The sequence below is a fragment of the Bacillus sp. MRMR6 genome (assembly GCF_001940785.1).
In the GTDB taxonomy this organism is placed as follows: Bacteria; Bacillota; Bacilli; order Bacillales; family Cytobacillaceae; genus Neobacillus.
In genome coordinates, this window is record NZ_MSLS01000002.1 from 175439 (window position 1) to 194425 (window position 18987).

General features: G+C 41.9%; 18 protein-coding genes. 16 read left to right on the forward strand and 2 right to left on the reverse strand.

Going from position 1 to position 18987, the window contains the following annotated elements; genetic code table 11:
* Positions 1-189 precede the first annotated feature (189 nt).
* From safA to yajC, 13 genes are all read left to right on the forward strand, one after another.
* A complete protein-coding gene (gene safA, locus BTR25_RS28385; protein ID WP_075686055.1) occupies positions 190-2265 on the forward strand; it encodes a SafA/ExsA family spore coat assembly protein in 2076 nt (691 codons plus the stop codon).
* Positions 2255-3226 (forward strand): phosphotransferase, encoded by a 972-nt coding sequence (locus BTR25_RS03125; protein ID WP_254842617.1) that lies wholly within the window; start codon positions 2255-2257, stop codon positions 3224-3226. Before safA ends, BTR25_RS03125 begins: the two co-directional genes overlap by 11 nt.
* Positions 3227-3319: 93 nt before the next feature.
* A complete protein-coding gene (locus BTR25_RS03130; protein WP_075686057.1) occupies positions 3320-4018 on the forward strand; it encodes a YhcN/YlaJ family sporulation lipoprotein in 699 nt (232 codons plus the stop codon).
* Between the two features lie 124 nt (positions 4019-4142).
* Positions 4143-4694, forward strand: a complete 552-nt coding sequence (locus BTR25_RS03135; RefSeq protein WP_075686058.1) for an intercompartmental signaling factor BofC — start codon at positions 4143-4145, stop codon at positions 4692-4694.
* 182 nt (positions 4695-4876) lie between these two features.
* Positions 4877-5620, forward strand: coding sequence for an SDR family NAD(P)-dependent oxidoreductase (locus BTR25_RS03140; protein WP_075686059.1), 744 nt, complete (start codon positions 4877-4879; stop codon positions 5618-5620).
* A complete protein-coding gene (locus BTR25_RS03145) occupies positions 5601-6626 on the forward strand; it encodes an S-adenosylmethionine:tRNA ribosyltransferase-isomerase (protein ID WP_075686061.1) in 1026 nt (341 codons plus the stop codon). The genes BTR25_RS03140 and BTR25_RS03145 overlap by 20 nt, the downstream gene beginning before the upstream one ends.
* Positions 6627-6770: 144 nt before the next feature.
* Complete coding sequence (locus tag BTR25_RS03150; protein WP_075686063.1) at positions 6771-7889, forward strand: GAF domain-containing sensor histidine kinase; 1119 nt, start codon at positions 6771-6773, stop codon at positions 7887-7889.
* A 13-nt stretch (positions 7890-7902) separates the two neighbouring features.
* The gene (locus tag BTR25_RS03155) at positions 7903-8532 is read left to right on the forward strand and encodes a response regulator transcription factor (RefSeq protein WP_175596688.1); all 630 of its coding nucleotides are present in this window, start codon (positions 7903-7905) and stop codon (positions 8530-8532) included.
* A 172-nt stretch (positions 8533-8704) separates the two neighbouring features.
* Positions 8705-9316 (forward strand): Holliday junction branch migration protein RuvA, encoded by a 612-nt coding sequence (ruvA, locus tag BTR25_RS03160; RefSeq protein WP_075686067.1) that lies wholly within the window; start codon positions 8705-8707, stop codon positions 9314-9316.
* 11 nt (positions 9317-9327) lie between these two features.
* The gene (gene ruvB, locus BTR25_RS03165; RefSeq protein WP_075686069.1) at positions 9328-10329 is read left to right on the forward strand and encodes a Holliday junction branch migration DNA helicase RuvB; all 1002 of its coding nucleotides are present in this window, start codon (positions 9328-9330) and stop codon (positions 10327-10329) included.
* 65 nt (positions 10330-10394) lie between these two features.
* Positions 10395-11423, forward strand: a complete 1029-nt coding sequence (gene queA, locus BTR25_RS03170; protein ID WP_075686071.1) for a tRNA preQ1(34) S-adenosylmethionine ribosyltransferase-isomerase QueA — start codon at positions 10395-10397, stop codon at positions 11421-11423.
* A 27-nt stretch (positions 11424-11450) separates the two neighbouring features.
* The gene (gene tgt, locus BTR25_RS03175; RefSeq protein ID WP_075686073.1) at positions 11451-12590 is read left to right on the forward strand and encodes a tRNA guanosine(34) transglycosylase Tgt; all 1140 of its coding nucleotides are present in this window, start codon (positions 11451-11453) and stop codon (positions 12588-12590) included.
* A gap of 28 nt (positions 12591-12618) precedes the next feature.
* The gene (yajC, locus tag BTR25_RS03180) at positions 12619-12900 is read left to right on the forward strand and encodes a preprotein translocase subunit YajC (protein ID WP_075686075.1); all 282 of its coding nucleotides are present in this window, start codon (positions 12619-12621) and stop codon (positions 12898-12900) included.
* A gap of 102 nt (positions 12901-13002) precedes the next feature.
* Here yajC and BTR25_RS03185 read toward each other — a convergent pair whose 3' ends face one another.
* On the reverse strand, positions 13003-13365 hold the full coding sequence (locus BTR25_RS03185; RefSeq protein WP_083652229.1) for a TIGR04086 family membrane protein: 363 nt from the start codon (positions 13363-13365) through the stop codon (positions 13003-13005).
* 228 nt (positions 13366-13593) lie between these two features.
* Between BTR25_RS03185 and BTR25_RS03190 the strand changes: the two genes are divergently transcribed.
* Positions 13594-14250: a DUF421 domain-containing protein gene (locus BTR25_RS03190; protein ID WP_075686079.1), complete on the forward strand. Its 657-nt coding sequence runs from the start codon at positions 13594-13596 to the stop codon at positions 14248-14250.
* 28 nt (positions 14251-14278) lie between these two features.
* On the opposite strand, the gene spoVB is transcribed toward BTR25_RS03190, so the two are convergent.
* A complete protein-coding gene (gene spoVB / locus BTR25_RS03195; RefSeq protein ID WP_075686081.1) occupies positions 14279-15826 on the reverse strand; it encodes a stage V sporulation protein B in 1548 nt (515 codons plus the stop codon).
* A gap of 136 nt (positions 15827-15962) precedes the next feature.
* Here spoVB and BTR25_RS03200 point away from each other — a divergent pair, with 136 nt between their 5' ends.
* Together BTR25_RS03200 and secDF are read left to right on the forward strand one after the other, a co-directional pair.
* Positions 15963-16259, forward strand: coding sequence for a post-transcriptional regulator (locus BTR25_RS03200; protein ID WP_075686083.1), 297 nt, complete (start codon positions 15963-15965; stop codon positions 16257-16259).
* 250 nt (positions 16260-16509) lie between these two features.
* Positions 16510-18777: a protein translocase subunit SecDF gene (gene secDF, locus BTR25_RS03205; RefSeq protein WP_075686085.1), complete on the forward strand. Its 2268-nt coding sequence runs from the start codon at positions 16510-16512 to the stop codon at positions 18775-18777.
* Positions 18778-18987: the final 210 nt, after the last annotated feature.

Here is an 18987-nt window from a genome sequence, read left to right on the forward strand (position 1 = left end):
GGATAGCAAAGCGGTGAAAATGATACCTGAAAAAATTTTATAGAGTACCAAACCCTCTCCCCACATATATATGTGATTAGTGGCAAATCATAATTTTTCGAAAAAAAGCATAAGTTTTTACGAAGAATGTTAGCACTTTGCCCATCATCACATACACTATATGGACTTATGCATAGGAGGGAAATCAGAGTGAAGATCCATATCGTACAAAAAGGGGATACTCTTTGGAAGATCGCCAAGAAGTACGGCGTGAATTTTGAAGAGCTGAAAAAGATGAATTCACAGCTCAGCAACCCTGATATGATTATGCCCGGTATGAAAATAAAAGTCCCGACAACAGGTGGAACAATAAAAAAAGAAGCACCTACGGGAACAGCGCCGGGGGCCACAATCAATATAGGCGGTAAGAAAGAAATGCCGATTGCAGAGCAACCGTTTGCCAAAGAGAAGCCAAAAGAAATGCCGATTTTTGAAGCTCCTGTGAAGGAGGTTCCAATTAAAGAAGCACCAATTGTGAAAGAAGCACCAATTGTAAAAGAAAAACCGAAAAAGCCTTTTGCTCCAAAAATGCCAATAAAAATTGCCCCAGAGATCGATATTAATAACTACTACACAATGAACATGGCTCATATAGATATCGAACAGCCACAACTACCGCCAAAGCCTACTAATATTCTTCCAGAAGTTAAAGAAGTTCCAAAAGAAATGCCAGCAAAACTTGCACCAGTTCAGGAGGCACCGGTGAAAACGCCTGTGAAAACGCCTGTAAAAACACCTGTAAAAACTCCAGTAATGGAGCAGCCAATGATGGCACAACCAATGATGGAACAACCGGTGGCTCAACAAGACTACTGTGTCCCTGTTTCACCGATATTGCCGGGACCAGGATATTGTCCGCCGCCAACGTGGTGCCCGCCTCCGCCTTGTCCGCCAGGAATGCCATTTCCTCAGGTGCAAGGTATGATGATGCCACAGGTTCCAACAAATATGTACCCGCCTCAAGCTGGTATGGCACCGGGTGTTGCGGGAATGTCAGTTATGCCATATGGTTTTGATGATGACGAATCGTCTTCATTTATGCCTATGTTGCCAGCAAGCGATCAAATGTTACCGGGTCAAATGCCAATGGCGGGTCAAATGCCAATGGGCAGTCAAATGCCAATGGGTGGCCAGATGCCAATGGGTGGCCAGATGCCGATGGGCGGCCAGATGCCATTCAATTTTGATGATGACCTAGCAGGTGTCCCTGCAGGTTCTCCGGCAGCAACATCACAAGGTTATTTTGATGATCAGCCAGCAGGATTACCAGGAATGGATTTTGCCCCAGCGCCAATGGGAATGGGTCCAGGTCAGCCGATGGGAGCACCAATGGATATGGGCTACCAAGGCCAACCAATGGGAGCGCCAATGGGAATGGGTCCAGGTCAGCCGATGGGAGCACCAATAGATATGGGCTACCAAGGCCAACCGATGGGAGCGCCAATGGGAATGGGTCCAGGCCAACCGATGGGAGCGCCAATGGGAATGGGTCCAGGCCAGCCAATGGGAGCGCCAATGGGAATGGGTCCAGGTCAGCCGATGGGAGCGCCAATGGGAATGGGTCCAGGTCAGCCGATGGGAGCACCAATGGATATGGGCTACCAAGGTCAGCCGATGGGAGCACCAATGGATATGGGCTACCAAGGCCAGCCGATGGGAGCACCAATGGGAATGGGCTATCCAGGCCAGCCAATGGGAGCACCAATGGGAATGGGCTATCCAGGCCAGCCGATGGGAGCACCAATGGGAATGGGTTATCCAGGCCAACCGATGGGAGCACCAATGGGAATGGGCTATCCAAGCCAGCCAATGGGAGGACCAATGGGAATGGGCTATCCAGGCCAGCCAATGGGAGCACCAATGGGAATGGGCTATCCAGGCCAGCCAATGGGAGCACCAATGGGAATGGGTTATCCAGGCCAGCCGATGGGAGCACCATTTGGCCATGATATGAATATGCCAGCACCTGGCGGTCAAATGCCTGCATTTATGCGACAGCAAGTTCCTGCCGGGGAGCATCTGCCTGTAGGAACAGGGGCAGGAGGGGATTGCGGCTGTGGTGCACCAGAACCAGTAGGACTTCCGCAAAACTTTGTACCACCTACACCGCCTATCTATAGTGCACCATTTGCAGGGCCAGTGCAGCCTCCGTTTATGAATCCATATGGAATGGTTCCAATGGATACAGGTATGCCGCGTTACGACGATGAAAGTAATGACTATTAACAAAACAGGAGACGATGATTATTTCATCCGTCTCCTCTCTTATTTTCATTCCCAATTCAAAAAGGAAATCCTTGAAATGGTGCCCATTCGTAACAATGTTTTTTTTATAAAAACTGTAAAAAAAAAATATATAATAAAAGGCTATAAGTCCTATAATCGCCTTAAGTTACAGGAGGCATTTACGGCAACATTAAAAAAAGAGGGTTTTCAGCAAACATATGAGTACCTCCATCCTGAAAAAAATGAACCATTACAGTTCGAGCAGCTGTTCTTTGGCTGTTTGGAGTATATTACGCCTCATAAAACGCACTTTTCCTTTCAAACAGATAAAAACCGTCAAGAAGGTATAGAGCTTCTTAGTCATTTTCATCAAGTGACATCAAAAGTGGAGGCGCGTTACCGGACCTTGATCCCGAGAGGAAATATCCTAGAAAAATGGAGGCAGAGGGCAAATCTTTTTGTCAGTAATCTTCCTTTTATCCGCTATTTTGTTAGTGAGCCTTATATAACGGAGATACTTAACTGGGCTAATTGGTCCTTGCACAAGATGACGGATCAACAATTGAGCTCTGGTGAAAGGGTGGTAGTTCTTCACGGAGATGTTGCCCATCACAATTTCCTTCGTACTTCTAATGGCAGTTTATACTTAATTGATTTTGATTTAATTAGTATTGGACCTGAGTCATTTGATTATTTGCAATATGCGAACAGAATTCTTCCACATTTGGATTGGTCCTTTGATCGGCTGGCACACTTTTCTAAATATGAAGAGTTCATGAAAGATGATGTCTTCTTAGCGGCATTGGCATATCCTGCTGATATTTTTCGTGAATGGAATCGATTGGTTCGGGAAAAATCTTATACCAACCATGAAAAATACAAACAGGTCATGGAGTTAACGATCGGCCAATTTCATCACCGGAAAAAATTCTTTCTTGAATTAAAAAAACGAGTGAAATAGTCTTGGTCTATTCTGGCAGAATGATATCCCCCTTAAACTGACAACCTAAAAAAGAGCCTATAGTGCTCACTTTTGTCAGAGGGGGTTTTTCGCTTGATAAAAAAACAGTGGATGATTCCTCTTTCAGCCCTCCTGACCATTGGGCTGTCAGGATGTGCAAATAATGACCAAGCTGAAGGGGACAAAAACCATAATCCAGCTCGACCAATCGGTTACTATTCCAATGAAAACCATAAGGGTAACAGAAGCGGCTGGCCGGCAGATAATGATGGGCCGGTACCGGAGTTAATGGATCATTCATTAGGACTAGAACGAACGAATGCAAATAGTTCCTCAAGAGAACAGCTTCAAGCTAGAAATGAAAATGGATATCCGCCAAACCCGACTACACCGCTGGCAAATGAAGATCGTTTTTTCAGGCGTGACAATCGGTACAGCACAAGTGATGCTAATTACCATGGTCATGTGAATCAAAGCCGATTGAATGTGCAAGGGACTAACACAACCACTCCTGAGGCTCAGGATCGAATGACAGAGCAAATAAGACGGAGAGCAGCACAGGTTAATCATGTCCAACATGTACGCTCAGTAGTATATGCAAACGATGTGATCGTTTCTGTTGAAATTGACAGTAATGGACAAACAGATCAAATAAAGAGAAATGTTGAAGAAGCTGTCAAACCGTATGTGAATGGGAAAAATGTTCAAGTTATGATTGATGAGGGAGCATTAGGTCGGAACCGTAACCATCGTAACGGTGAACAGCACTTAGAACACAACGGTGATAGATAATTTTTAAGGGACTAGCTTAGGCTATGTCCCTTTTGATTATTCCTTTGGGGATAAAAAGGGAAAATAAGGCTAAACTATGAGAGTAAAGTATGCTAGATTCTTAAACAATAAGAGGTGATGATGCATGAGGTTCAATGGGGTAGCGAGGTTTCGGTTTGGATTGGCCGTTTTCACTGTTGTTCTCTTCATGTTTATCGGAAGGGCACCGGGGATGATTCTGACTGGTTTTGCGGATGAAATGGATAACCAACCTAATCAGCAGGGGAAGAACCCTCAGCAAATGACAGTCATTCTAGAAAGGGTCTATCTTAATGGTGACATTAGCGAAGAGGTAGTTCAGGAGAATATTTGGTCACCTGAGAGCTTCTGGGCAAAATATGACCACTGGCAATTAGTTGAGATGGATCACGAATCAATGGTGTTCCGCAAACAAATCGATGACATTTCGCCGCTGCTTAAAGCAAATGGCTATTTTGGCATTACAGAAGATGGTGTGTTAACGATCTTTAACGGAAAACCTGGCCAATCAAGAATCATTCAATCTTTTTTTCAAATAGATGTTAAGAAGCTTGAAAGTAAAACGCAAGAAGAACTAATCCAAGGAATCCCCGTCAAAACAAAGGACCGGTACGTAGAAGTACTAGAATCCTTTAAACAGTATTCAATAAAAGAATAACGCACAAAAAATCAGCCTGATGCAAAACTCAGCCTGATTTTTTTTTACCCTCATATGACCAGTTAAAAAAATCCCTCATCCAAAAGTTGTAGATAAAGTTCAAGCTTTTATCTGAGGGAATAAATGACCAATTCCTTTAAGCTTAAGCTATCAAGAAGAAACGCTTAAAGGAGAGAGTGGAAATGAGAAACAAAAAAGTCGTTATGATTACAGGTGCATCTAAAGGGTTGGGCAGAGCATTAACACTTGCTTTTGCGAAGGAAGGTACAAGGTTAGCTATTTGTGCCCGGTCATCAAAGGAGCTGCTTGAAGTGAAAAGCGAAGCAGAGGCACTAGGGGCTAAGGTTATCGCGGTAACAACGGATATATCAAATGTACGGGATGTGGAAAGGTTTGTATCGGTTGTGGAGCAAGCGTTTGGCCGAATTGATGTCCTTATTAATAATGCATCGATACTAGGTCCTAGTCCATTGCCGCTGCTGCTCGATTACCCGGAGGACGATTTTGCTGAAGTGTTGCGGGTTAATTCGATTTCACCTTTTCTTGTGACAAGGAGAGTTATTCCAGGTATGCTGCAACGTAATCAAGGGTCCATCATTAATGTAACCTCGGAAGCAGGCCATATTGGGTATGCAGGCTGGGGAGCCTACGGAATTTCAAAATTTGCGGTAGAAGGTCTGACGCAAACTTGGGCAGATGAATTACAAGAAACGAATGTAAGAGTAAACATGGTCGATCCAGGAGAAATGGATACCCAGATGCATCGACTAGCGGTTCCTGACTGTGATTACCCAATAGCTAAGCCGGAGGACGTAGTGGAAGTGTTCATGTATTTGGCATCAGAAAGGTCAGCGGGGGTAAACGGACAGCGATTGGAGGCACAAGAATTTACGGAGGTGGAGCAGAATGCCAGCAATAGCATTTGACTTTTACCTGCCGGATAACTTAAATGCCTCACATCCTCCTGAAAGAAGGGGTGTTAGAAGAGATCATGTGAAGTTAATGGTTTTAGATAGAAAGACTGGAAGTGTAAGACATGATCAATTTTTCAACCTGTTAGATTATTTAAATCCGGGTGATTTGATTGTCCTAAACAACAGTCGGACGGTCCCTGCCATTTTAAAGGCAATTTGGTTCAGGGAAGAGGCGTTAGTAGAAAGAAATATTGAAATACGACTTGCTCGAAGAAGGGATGAAGACATTTGGGACGCATTATTTGCTGCAAAGGATGTTAGAGTCGGGGATACCTTGCAATTCTCCAAAGACTTATCCGCTGTTGTAATTGAAAAAAGCAATTATCCGTTAAAAACGATACTATTTTCAAAAAAAGGAACCGACCTTTTTAATTCCATTTATGCTCTAGGAGAACCGATTCGGTATGAATACATTAATCAGGAATGGAATCTGGATTATTATCAAACTGTGTTTGCGAGCCAGCCTGGATCTGTTGAGATGCCTTCTGCGGGTAGAGCGTTCAGCTGGGAGTTATTATTTAACCTGCAACGGAAGGGGATCCAGCTTGATTTTATCCAGCTTCATACTGGACTTAGTTATTTACTAGATGACGATTTAGAAACATCACCAGCGGACAATGTAGAGGAATATCAGCTTTCTGAGAGTACGCTTAAAAAAATTTCTGAAACTAAAATGGCAGGTGGCAGGGTGATCGCAGTGGGTACAACCGTTGTCAGGGCATTGGAGAGTGCGGGCATTTCCGGTGAATTATCAGGTGTGACCAACCTTTATATTAACAACAGCTTTCCGTTAAAAATGGTAGATGGTATTATGACTGGATTTCATGAACCAAAAGCGAGTCATTTGGATATGTTGACTGCCTTCGTACCTCAAGAAATGTTATGCAAAGCATATGATTCTGCTATAAAAAATAAATATCTTTGGCACGAATTCGGAGATATGAATCTCATACTTTAAAGGAGAACTTCTGCCAAACGCTTTGAATTTATACAGGTGAAGGAAAAAAGCTGACTTTACAATGTCAGCTTTTTGCTTGCCTTAATCTAACGGTTAATTCTATGATTTAATCATCAAGGACCAGGGATTGGAGGAGGGGAAAACTTGTCAAACGAAACTAGGTATAAAGAAATTGAGATTCTGAAGGAAATTGGTGAGTTGTTGAATGAAGGGACTGATTATCACACTGTTTTGGCAGGTGTTTTAAAAAAACTGCTTCATCTTACTGGACTCCAAATGGGTTGGATTTTTTTAATAGATGAAAAAGGAAAACATCAGCTTGCTGCTAAAGAGGCACTGCCACAGGCATTAACAGATGAACAGAATAAAAGAATGTGTGTAGGTGATTGCTGGTGCGTTAGCCGGTACAATAGTGGTAAGTTAAACAAGGCGACGAATATAATAGAATGCCTGCGAATTGAAAATGCCATTTTAGAAAAAGCAGGCGATACCGCTGGGCTCACCCATCATGCCACCGTACCACTTCGGGCGGGTGATGAGCGAATTGGGTTATTGAATGTTGGCTCCCCGCATAAAACACATTTTCAAAAAGATGAGCTGGCACTGCTTGAAGCAATTGCATACCAAATTGGAACGGCTCTTAAAAGGATTAAGTTAACCCAAACAGAACAAGAAACTGCTCTTGTTTCAGAAAGAAACCGGCTGGCAAGGGATTTGCACGATTCGGTTAATCAATTGTTATTTTCACTTAGTCTGACAGCACGAGCGGGTATGGAAATGACGGAAGCTGAAAATGTAAAACAAACCTTTTCGTATATTCAAGAGCTTGCACAGGATGCGTTAGGAGAAATGCGGGCACTGATCTGGCAGTTGAAACCGAATGGTCTTGAAAATGGCCTTGTTAGTGCTTTAAGTGGTTATGCAGAAATGCTTGGATTAACGCTAGTGACCGAGGTAACAGGAATTTCTAGTTTTCCGAGTAAAGTGGAGGAAGTATTATGGAGAATCGGGCAGGAAGCGCTGGCAAATTGTAAGAAACACTCAGAATCCACAAGGGTATCCTTATTTTTAAATAGAAGCAGTGAGAATGTTAAATTGACGATTCAAGATGAAGGCTGCGGCTTTTTTTATGATAAAGAGCTTGAATTACCATCATTAGGTTTGAAAAGTATGAAAGCGCGAACGGAAGCTTTAAATGGTACATTTTCGTTAGCAAGCGCACCGGGATATGGAACAAAGATAAACATTCATATTCCAATCTAGGGGGGATTTGGTGATGATTCGAATATTAATTGCAGATGATCATCATGTTGTAAGAAGAGGGCTCGCCTTTTTTCTAGGTACACAGCAGGAAATTGAAATCGTAGGGGAAGCAGGAAATGGCAAAGAAGCGCTGGAACTTGCGAGATCACTTAAACCTGATCTTATTCTCATGGATCTTGTTATGCCGGAGATGGATGGTATTCAAGCGACTAGATGTATCAAAAGAGAATTTCCAGCGATAAAAATTTTGATGCTCACCAGCTTTTCGGATCAAGATCATGTGATTCCGGCGCTTGAAGCAGGTGCTTCAGGATATCAATTAAAAGATATTCAACCAGATGAATTAATTTCTTGTATTAAAAAAATCATCGCCGGCGAAAGCCAGCTGCATCCGAAGGCGACTTCACATTTGCTGGCCAATTTGTCTAGTAAAGCGAGAAAAACGATTGATGTGTTAACCAACAGAGAACTGGACGTACTAAAGGAAATTGCCAAAGGAAAAAGCAACAAAGAAATTGCAGCGACCCTTGTTATAACTGAAAAAACCGTAAAGACCCACGTGTCCAACCTGTTGTCTAAACTGGAACTAGCAGACCGCACCCAAGCTGCCCTTTTTGCTGTAAAAAATCAACTCGTAGAATAATAAGATATAGGTCTTAAGAGGGAATCTAGCCAAGATTCCCTTTTTGATCTCATAGCACCCAAAGGGATTTAACAGAATATTATTAATGTTTATCTCTGTAGTTATATTGTTCATCTCCCTTAAAAGGTTATGGTAGAATGAAATACATGAAACACTGGGGGAGAGAACACTATTGTACGAATTTATTAAAGGGTCGCTAGAGTTTGTCGGTCCCGAGTATATCGTTATTGAAAATAATGGGATTGGCTATCAAATATCAACACCAAACCCGTTTATTTTTTCAAGTAAGATTGAAAATAATGTTATTGTTTATACCTATCATTATGTTCGCGAGGACGTAATGGCTTTATATGGTTTTGAGACTCGCGAGGAAAAGAGACTGTTTACTAAACTGTTAAATGTTTCGGGCATCGGACCAAAAGGAGCATTGGCAATACTGGCTTCTGGTGAAGTTCAGCAGGTCGTAGCTGCGATTGAAAATGAAGATGAAAGCTTCCTTGTGAAGTTCCCAGGTGTAGGGAAAAAGACGGCTAGACAAATGATTCTAGACTTAAAAGGGAAACTGCAGGACATTGTCCCCGATTATTTCCCGAATTTGTTTAACGCAAATCAGTTCACGGCTCAGGATATCGCCAGCAATTCCGCTTTTGAAGAAGCGATTCTTGCCCTTAAGGCACTTGGCTATTCTGACAAAGAGGTGAAGAAAATTACGCCAGAGTTAAAGAAAGAACAGCTTTCTACTGACCAATACATTAAAAAGGCCCTGCAGCGGCTTTTAAAATAAGGTGATCATTCATGGACGAGCGAATTATTTCTAGTGAAGTAAACGATAGTGAAGTCTCCTTTGAGCAAAGCCTACGGCCACAGACCTTAAAGCAATATATTGGTCAGGACCAGGTGAAAAAGAGTCTTGAAATCTTTATTGAAGCGGCTAGGCTTAGGAAAGAAACCTTGGATCATGTCCTACTATATGGGCCGCCAGGGTTAGGGAAGACGACACTTGCCGTTATAATTGCTAATGAGATGGGCGTTAATATCAGAACCACTTCAGGTCCAGCCATAGAAAGGCCTGGGGATTTAGCGGCCATTCTTACTGCACTTGAGCCAGGGGATGTTTTATTTATTGACGAAATTCACCGACTCCCAAGACAAATAGAAGAGGTCCTTTATCCAGCAATGGAGGATTTCTGCCTAGACATTGTCATTGGCAAAGGACCGAGTGCCCGCTCGGTGCGGCTTGATCTCCCACCCTTCACCTTAGTTGGTGCGACAACAAGGGCTGGCTCTCTTTCTGCACCGTTAAGGGATCGATTTGGAGTTTTAAGTCGTCTCGAGTATTATAAAGAAGACCATTTGAAAAATATTGTGCTTCGAACGGCAGAATTGTTTGACACAAAAATTGATGAACCCTCAGCAGTAGAAATCGCGAGACGGGCCCGAGGGACCCCGAGGATTGCCAATCGATTGCTCCGAAGAGTTAGAGACTTTGCACAGGTAAAGGGAAATGGAGAAATTGGCATATCCGTCGCCAGGGAATCATTAGAAATGTTACAGGTGGATAAACTTGGTCTTGATCATATTGATCACAAACTGCTAAAGGGAATCATTGAACGATTTCGAGGCGGCCCAGTCGGCTTAGATACGATTGCGGCTTCAATTGGCGAGGAATCTGAAACAATTGAGGACGTGTATGAGCCATATTTATTGCAAATTGGTTTTTTACAACGGACTCCTAGGGGGAGAATGGTAACAGAAAGTGTATACCGCCACTTTGGCATGGATATGCCTGCACCGTGATTGCCTTGTCCTTTCGTAATTTTGTATTTCATAGTTAGATTTCTAAAAGAACAGGATGTTAATGTATGAAGGTAGATTTATTTGATTTTCATTTGCCTGAAGAATTGATTGCACAAGTACCGCTTCATAACCGGACAGACAGCCGATTGATGGTACTTGATAAAGCTACAGGCGAATTAAAGCATGAAATTTTTAAAAATATTACAGAATACCTGCGTGAGGGGGATTGCCTTGTATTAAATGATACAAGGGTACTTCCTGCACGCCTGTTTGGCGTAAAAAAAGATACAGGTGCCAAAATCGAGGTGCTGCTTCTAAAACAGCTCGAAGGTGATCAGTGGGAAACATTGATCAAACCTGCTAAGCGGGTAAAAGAAGGAACAGTGATTGATTTCGGTGACGGTTTACTGACCGCTGTCTGTACCGGTTCATCTGACCATGGCGGCAGAGTGTTAGAGTTTAAATATGACGGGATCTTCTATGAAGTCCTTGATCAATTGGGTGAAATGCCATTGCCTCCTTATATAAAGGAACAGCTGGATGACAAGGAACGGTACCAAACAGTGTTTGCCCGTGAACCAGGATCTGCTGCCGCACCAACGGCTGGTCTTCATTTTACCGAAGAATTACTGGATAAGGTAAGAGAAAAAGGGGTTCATGTCGCATTTATCACCCTGCATGTCGGACTTGGCACCTTCAGGCCAGTCAGTGTAGATAATGTATTAGAGCACGATATGCATGCAGAATTCTACATGGTAACAGAGGGGACGGCCCGTCTTTTAAATGAAGTGAAAGCAAATGGCGGCAGAATTATTACCGTTGGCACGACATCAACAAGAACATTAGAAACAATTGCCTCTGAAAATGATGGACAATTCACAGAAAGCAGCGGTTGGACGAGTATTTTTATTTATCCTGGTTATACCTTTAAGGCGATCGAGGGAATGATTACCAATTTCCATTTGCCTAAATCAACCTTGATCATGCTTGTTAGTGCATTAGCTGGAAGAGAAAATGTCTTACATGCTTACAATACAGCTGTAAGTGAGCGATATCGTTTCTTCAGCTTTGGCGATGCGATGCTAATCATCTAGGCTTTGCATATGGAAGGAGAAAGAGCAATGACTGCGATTCGTTATGAATTTATCAAAACATGTAAACAAACTGGTGCCCGTTTAGGGAGAGTACATACACCGCATGGCAGCTTTGATACGCCTGCCTTCATGCCAGTAGGAACATTGGGCACAGTTAAAACGATGTCACCTGAGGACCTGAAGGAAATGGGTGCCGGGATTATCCTAAGTAACACCTATCATCTCTGGCTTCGTCCTGGCCACGAAATCATTCGGGCAGCAGGTGGTCTGCATAAATTCATGAACTGGGACCGTGCGATCTTAACAGATTCTGGTGGGTTTCAGGTGTTCAGTTTGAGTGAATTTAGAAAAATTGAGGAGGAAGGCGTTCACTTCCGTAATCATATGAGCGGTGAAAAGTTATTTTTATCACCGGAAAAAGCAATGGAAATTCAAAATGCACTCGGTTCTGATATTATGATGGCGTTCGATGAGTGCCCGCCATTCCCCGCTACACATGAATATATGTTAAAATCAGTGGAGAGGACTTCCCGCTGGGCAGAGCGATGCTTAAATGCACACGAACGCCCTCAGGACCAAGGTCTATTCGGTATTGTTCAAGGTGGAGAATTCGAGGACCTCAGGAAGTTAAGTGCGAAAGATTTAGTATCACTTGATTTCCCAGGATATGCAGTCGGTGGACTTTCTGTTGGAGAGCCAAAGGACGTTATGAATCGAGTACTTGAGTTTACGACGCCCCTTCTTCCAACAAACAAGCCGCGATATCTGATGGGTGTGGGTTCACCGGATTCTTTAATTGATGGTGCGATTCGCGGGATAGACATGTTTGACTGCGTGTTGCCAACACGGATTGCAAGAAACGGTACCTTGATGACAAGCACCGGCCGTCTTGTGGTGAAAAATGCAAAATTTGCAAATGATTTTGGCCCGCTAGATGAAAACTGTGATTGCTATACATGCCGAAATTATAGCAGAGCCTACATTCGTCACTTAGTTAAGTGTGACGAAACATTCGGAATTCGCCTAACATCTTACCATAATCTTTATTTTCTGTTAAGATTAATGGAGAATGTCAGACAAGCCATTAGGGAAGACCGGCTTGGTGATTTCAGAGAAGAATTTTTTGAACGTTATGGCTTTAATAAGCCAAACGCGAAAAATTTCTAATAGAAGCCTTGAAAGGAGGGGAAACAGCATGGAAGGACTTGGTTCATTAATTCCTTTAATATTAATGTTTGTATTATTTTATTTCCTTTTAATTCGTCCACAGCAGAAACGTCAAAAAGCCGTTACAAGAATGCAGAACGAATTAAAGAAAGGTGATAAAGTTATCACGATTGGCGGTTTACACGGTTTTATCGAATCGATCGATGAAAACAAAGTCGTAATCAAAGCGGGAAATGGCAGCAATCTAACTTTTGACCGTAATGCAATTCGTGAAGTAACTGACTCTAAAGAAGTTAGCCTTGATAAATAAAGGGAAAACTTCCATCAGTGGGGGTCTTACTGCCCGTTAATGCGGGTTAAGGGAAAAGGAAGCCGTTCTGTGAACGGCTTCCTTTTTATTTTAGTCATAGCTTTAGACTGTTCTTGAATGATTGCTTGCCATATTAACCCCAAGGATGCCGCCCATCATCGCGATTAAGGTATAGCATGTATGGTAGATGACTTGCTCAGCATCAAATAGCTTGTCATAGCCTAAGTACTGGAACAAAAAAATAATCAGACTGTATGCTAACCCTGTTAAACCACCAATTATCCAGCCTTTTTGCTTTCTTTTTCCACCCGATAAAAATCCGCCTCCGAACAATCCGATGAAGGATAATGCCGTGATAATATATTGCAGCGAAGATTCCCGAACGGAGGTGAAATTTAGGATTAGTGAAAAAACTAAGCTGGTGACAATGGCAAATAAGAAGATAAAGATTAGCCCGTACAACATAGATAACCCAAAGCTTTTAGATTCGATTATACTCTCCCCCTTTAGTGCTCATCTTTAGTGCTCATTCCAATAATATTGGTTTTTTACCTAGTACAAGCATATTCTCGGTGGTTTCAAAGTAGAATAAAATTTTCGTGTTTTTAGGCTGTAACTTGGGAAAATATCCCGTTCATTTTCCGCTCTAGTTTGCAAACACTAATTGTGACTGCAAATAGGGGGAGAATTCGTGTGGAAATTTACATAACAATCGTGTTGCGAACGTTATTATTTTATGCCCTCATCTTATTGATTTTCCGTTTTATGGGTAAAAGGGAAATTGGTGAGTTAAGTATTTTAGATTTAGTCGTATTTATAATGATTGCAGAATTAGCGGTTGTGGCCATTGAAGATCCAGAAAAAAATATGCTTCAAAATATTGTTCCCATGCTTTTACTCATGCTCATCCAGATCGTCTTGGCGGTTTTCTCCTTGAAAAGTAAACGATTCCGCGATTTGGTTGATGGCCAGCCTACCATTATCATCAACAGAGGTAAAATTGATGAACAGGCAATGCGAAAGCAGCGCTATAATTTCGATGATTTACTTACACAATTGAGGGATAAAAATATCCGTAGTATCGCGGATGTTGAATTTGCAATCTTAGAGTCCTCTGGAAGTTTATCAGTTATTGAAAAAGATAAGAGCAACCCCAATAAAGACGGTGATATCACCATCCCATTAGTTGTTGATGGGGCAATTGATGATGAGAATATTAAGCGAATAAACAAAACCAATCTGTGGCTGCGGCAGGAATTGAAAAAAAAGGGATATCGTGACATTAAGAAGATTTCATTTTGCAGTTACGAAAACGGAAAATTCTTTGTAGACATAATGGATGAAGAATGAATAAAGACACGCCAAAGCGTGTCTTTTATTATGCAAAGAACTTACGGATAATTGGGATGCGTTTTAGTTCATCCCTTTTTATTAACCCGATAAGGATTAGCAAAAGAATATAGGAAACCGACATTGCTGTAATGGAGGTAAGGGTCCGGATTGCAAGATGCTCACCGATAAAGATGTTCTCGTAGACCCAAAAGCCCATCCATGTAATGATCGCCATAATCACGCTGCCTTTTAAGTAATCGCGAAGATAGAACGTGAACGAAATCTTCTTTAATACCGTGGCGAAGTGTAGGATGGTCACTAGGACAAAGCCAACCATGATTCCTAGTGCGACTCCAGTAATCCCGAAAGCTGGTTGAGAGGCGAGTAGGAAAATCACAGCCGTTTTCACAATCGCCCCGATTAAGCTATTAATCATCGCAGCCCTGGCAAGATTTAATGCCTGTAAAACGGCCTGCAAGGGACCTTGATAATAGTAAAATAAGAAAAATGGTGCCATAATCCGGATAAAGTATGCTCCTTTAGTTGAGCCATACATTAATTCCATTAGCGGGTCGGCTAACACATATAGGATGATTACCGACAGTCCCCCTGTTAAAAAAGCGAACCGTAAGGCCTGCTGCAGGCGGTGTTCAATGAGCTGTTTATTATTTTGCGAATTGGCTTCACTAATCGCTGGAACAAGTGAGGTTGCAAGCGAATAGGTGACAAAGGATGGCAGAAGCAGCAGGGGCATCGCGAAGCCAGTTAATGCACCATATTGTTTGGTAGCGGCAACCGCTGCAACTCCCGCAAGGGCTAAGCTATGGGAAACAACAATTGGCTCGAAAAACCAAGAAATTGATCCAATCATCCGGCTTCCTAGTGTAGGAAGAGAAATTTCCATCAATTCTTTGAAGGTCTTTTTGCCAGAATGGACAATTTGAAAAAAGTTCTTTCTCAGTCTGAAGCGCTTTTTTAATTTGAAGGTTGTCATCAAATAAATTAATGAAACTATTTCTCCCATTACGGCTGCGACCATTGCGGCAGCGGCAGCGTATTCAACACCGTACGGTAAAAAGGTTTGGGTCAATACAGCGATAAGGGTAATTCTGATAAGCTGCTCTAATATTTGTGAAACAGCAGACGGACGCATATTTTGCCTGCCCTGAAAATAACCGCGCAACACAGAAGATACTGCGATAATCGGCACTACAGGCGCAATGGCAATCAAAGGATAATAGGTCCTTGGGTCGGTAAACAATGTGGTGGACAACCATGGTGCCAAAAGAATTAGAGCTGGAGTAAAGATAAGTGATAGTGTAATGGTAATGGCCAAGGAAACGACCAATATCTTCTTTACTTCAGAATGATTTCCTTTTGCTTTTGCCTCGGCGATATTTTTAGAAATGGCAACAGGAAGTCCCATTTGAACGAGCGTCACGACAAGGATAAAAGTGGGATAAGCCATCATATACAGGCCTACACCTTCTTCGCCAATACTTCTGGCGATGACAATTCGGTTAATAAAACCTAATATTCTTGTAATAAATCCTGCTATTAATAGGATTAAAGTCCCCTTTAAAAACTTAGACATAGCTTTCCCACCTTCTCAAAATAGGCGATTTCATATACAATTATCTATATGCAAGTGGGTGGACAAAGCATGACAAGCTAGTTTGCTTTTTATAAAAAGTCATTGAGTATGTTACTAGCCTAGGGAGGAAATTAGAATGGAAATTGGCCACGCGTATGATCATTTTCGAACACAGGTAGAACCAGCAATTGTCAGTAAACTTGAGGAATTTAAGCTACTTGGCTATAACGCCGTTTCAAAAAAGGAGCTCTGGAATTACTTAACAAAGAAGAAATGGAAAAAGGTGAGACAAGAAATTAAGCTTTACGAAATTATTGGTGAGATCCTCTCAGTAAAAGTAAGCGATTACCTAAGTTACACCACGATCGAAACTTACAAACATAATGATTTTTCATTTGATAATGAAAATGATTGGAAGGAATTGTTGAAATAAATCTTTTCTATCGTCACAAATGGGTTCCAAGATTAAATTGACAGTATTTCCAACTTATTTCATAATGGTAGCAATGACTTTATTTATTATATTTATATAAGGCTCTAGGGCCTTGCTTTTTTTGCTAATAGGAAAGTGTGGTTTTTCCAAATTTATACTTTCCTAACGCATAAGAAAAACGAAGGCATTCGCCTAAAGGACTTGGTGAATGCCAAGTTTTTCTAAAAGCATTAAGGAGGAACTATACATAATGGTTAAGCGCAGTAGAATCATTGCTTTCCTGCTAGTGGTTGTCCTAATAGGAAGCACAATGGGGTTCACAACAAAAGGCATTTTGAACGACATTAAGCTAGGTTTGGATCTTCAAGGTGGATTTGAAGTTTTGTATGAGGTCGAACCAGCTAAAGATGGTCAAGATAAAGTTGACAGAGAAATGATGGTTAGTACCGCAGAAGCACTTGACCGTCGGATTAATGTTATTGGTGTAAGTGAACCGAGTATCCAAATAGAGGGTGAAAATCGGATCCGTGTTCAGTTAGCTGGTGTTACTGACCAGAATGAAGCACGTGAAATCTTATCTACACAAGCAAACCTTACCTTCCGTGATGCGAACGACCGTCTGATGATGGATGGTTCTGACTTGGTTGAAGGTGGAGCGAAGCAGACCTTTGACGAGAACGGGGCACCAAGTGTTTCATTGAAATTAAAGAGTGCTGATACATTCCGAAAAGTAACAGAGGAAATTGTTAATATGACACCAAATAACGTCCTCGTTATTTGGCTTGATTTTGAGGAAGGCAAAGATTCCTTTAAAGAGGAAATTGGCAAGCCGAATCCTAAATTCTTATCTGCGCCAACTGTAAGAGAGATTTTTAATCAAAACACAGTTTCAATAGTGGGAAGTTTCACAGCAGAAGAAGCACAGCAGCTGGCGTCCTTACTAAATGCAGGTGCTCTTCCTGTTAAATTGACTGAAGTATATTCAACTTCTGTAGGTGCCAAGTTTGGTGAACAAGCGTTAAATAAAACAATTTTTGCCGGGATTATTGGGGTTGCACTTGTTTTCTTATTTATGCTTGTGTACTACCGATTCCCAGGTTTTATTGCGACGGTTACCCTATCCATTTATATTTGGCTCATTTTATTAGTTTTTGATTGGATGAATGGTGTTTTAACCCTGCCAGGTATTGCTGCCCTAATTCTCGGGGTTGGAATGGCCGTTGATGCAAACATCATTACCTATGAACGGATTCGTGAAGAACTAAAGGTCGGCCGAACGGCTAAGTCTGCTTTCCAAGCTGGAAGCAAGAACTCTTTTTCAACCATTGTTGACGCCAACCTGACTACAATTTTAACTGCTTCTGTTCTATTCTTCTATGGGACAAGCTCAGTTAAAGGCTTTGCGACGATGTTACTAGTCAGTATTATTTTAAGTTTTGTTACAGCTGTTTTCGGTTCTCGTATTTTTCTTGGACTTTGGGTAAACAGCGGATTCTTAAATAAAAAGCCAGGCTGGTTTGGTGTCAAGCAGGCAGATATTAAAAATATCGCTGAAAATTGGGATACATTAGACCTTCCTACTAGATGGGACAAATATGATTTTGTCAAAGTGAGGAAGCTGTTTTTCATGATTTCAGGTGCCCTTCTAGCCGTAGGTATTATTTTATTACTCATATTCCGTTTGAATGTATCGATTGACTTTTCAAGCGGCACTAGAATAGAGGTACTGTCTGACACACCATTAACAACTGAAAAGGTTAAGGAATCCCTTGCCAAGTTGGACATAAACACAGATGATATTGTTATATCGGGAGACAACAAAGAAATGGCCTCTGCCCGACTTAAAGGGGTATTGTCAAAGGATGATATTGCTGAATTAAAAGCTGCCTTAGATGACGAATTTGGTGCTGAGCCAAACGTAAGTACCGTGTCGCCAACAATCGGTAAAGAATTAGCGAAAAATGCTATTATCGCCTTAATCATTGCCAGCATTGGAATTATCATTTATGTCACGATTCGCTTCGAGTGGGCGATGGCTGTTGCTGCAATTGTTTCCTTGCTGCATGATGCATTTTTCATGATAGCCTTCTTTAGTATCACAAGGCTTGAAGTCGATTTGACGTTCATTGCAGCCGTCCTTACGATTATCGGTTATTCTATTAATGACACGATTGTTACCTTTGACCGCATGCGTGAGAATCTGCAGAAGAAAAAACGTCTCAAAACGTTTGAAGATATTGCGGATGTCGTGAATGTGAGTGTACGTCAAACGCTGACACGCTCCTTTAACACTGTGTTAACAGTATTCTTAACTGTTATCGCGTTAATCTTCTTTGGCAGTGAATCTATCCGTAATTTCTCGATCGCCTTGTTTGTTGGTTTATTCTCTGGTGTTTATTCTTCTATCTTTATTGCTACCAACCTTTGGGTGGTCCTGAAAGCAAAAGAATTAAAGAAGAAGGGTACCATTAAAACCGTTAAAGAAAAGCGAAACTACTCCGACGAACCACAAGTTTAAAATTCCTAAACCGCAGCTAGCCTGCGGTTTTGTTGTGTTGTTCTTATTTTTCATGATTGGAACGGAAGGTGCGAGACTTCAACAGGAACAAGGGGCAGAGGAGACCCTGCAGGCGCTAGCGCCGAGGAGGCTCCCCGGGCCTCCTTAAGGTGCGCGAAGCATCTTTCGTTACAATCAACAGGAGTTCATCAACTATTTAAAATACCAATG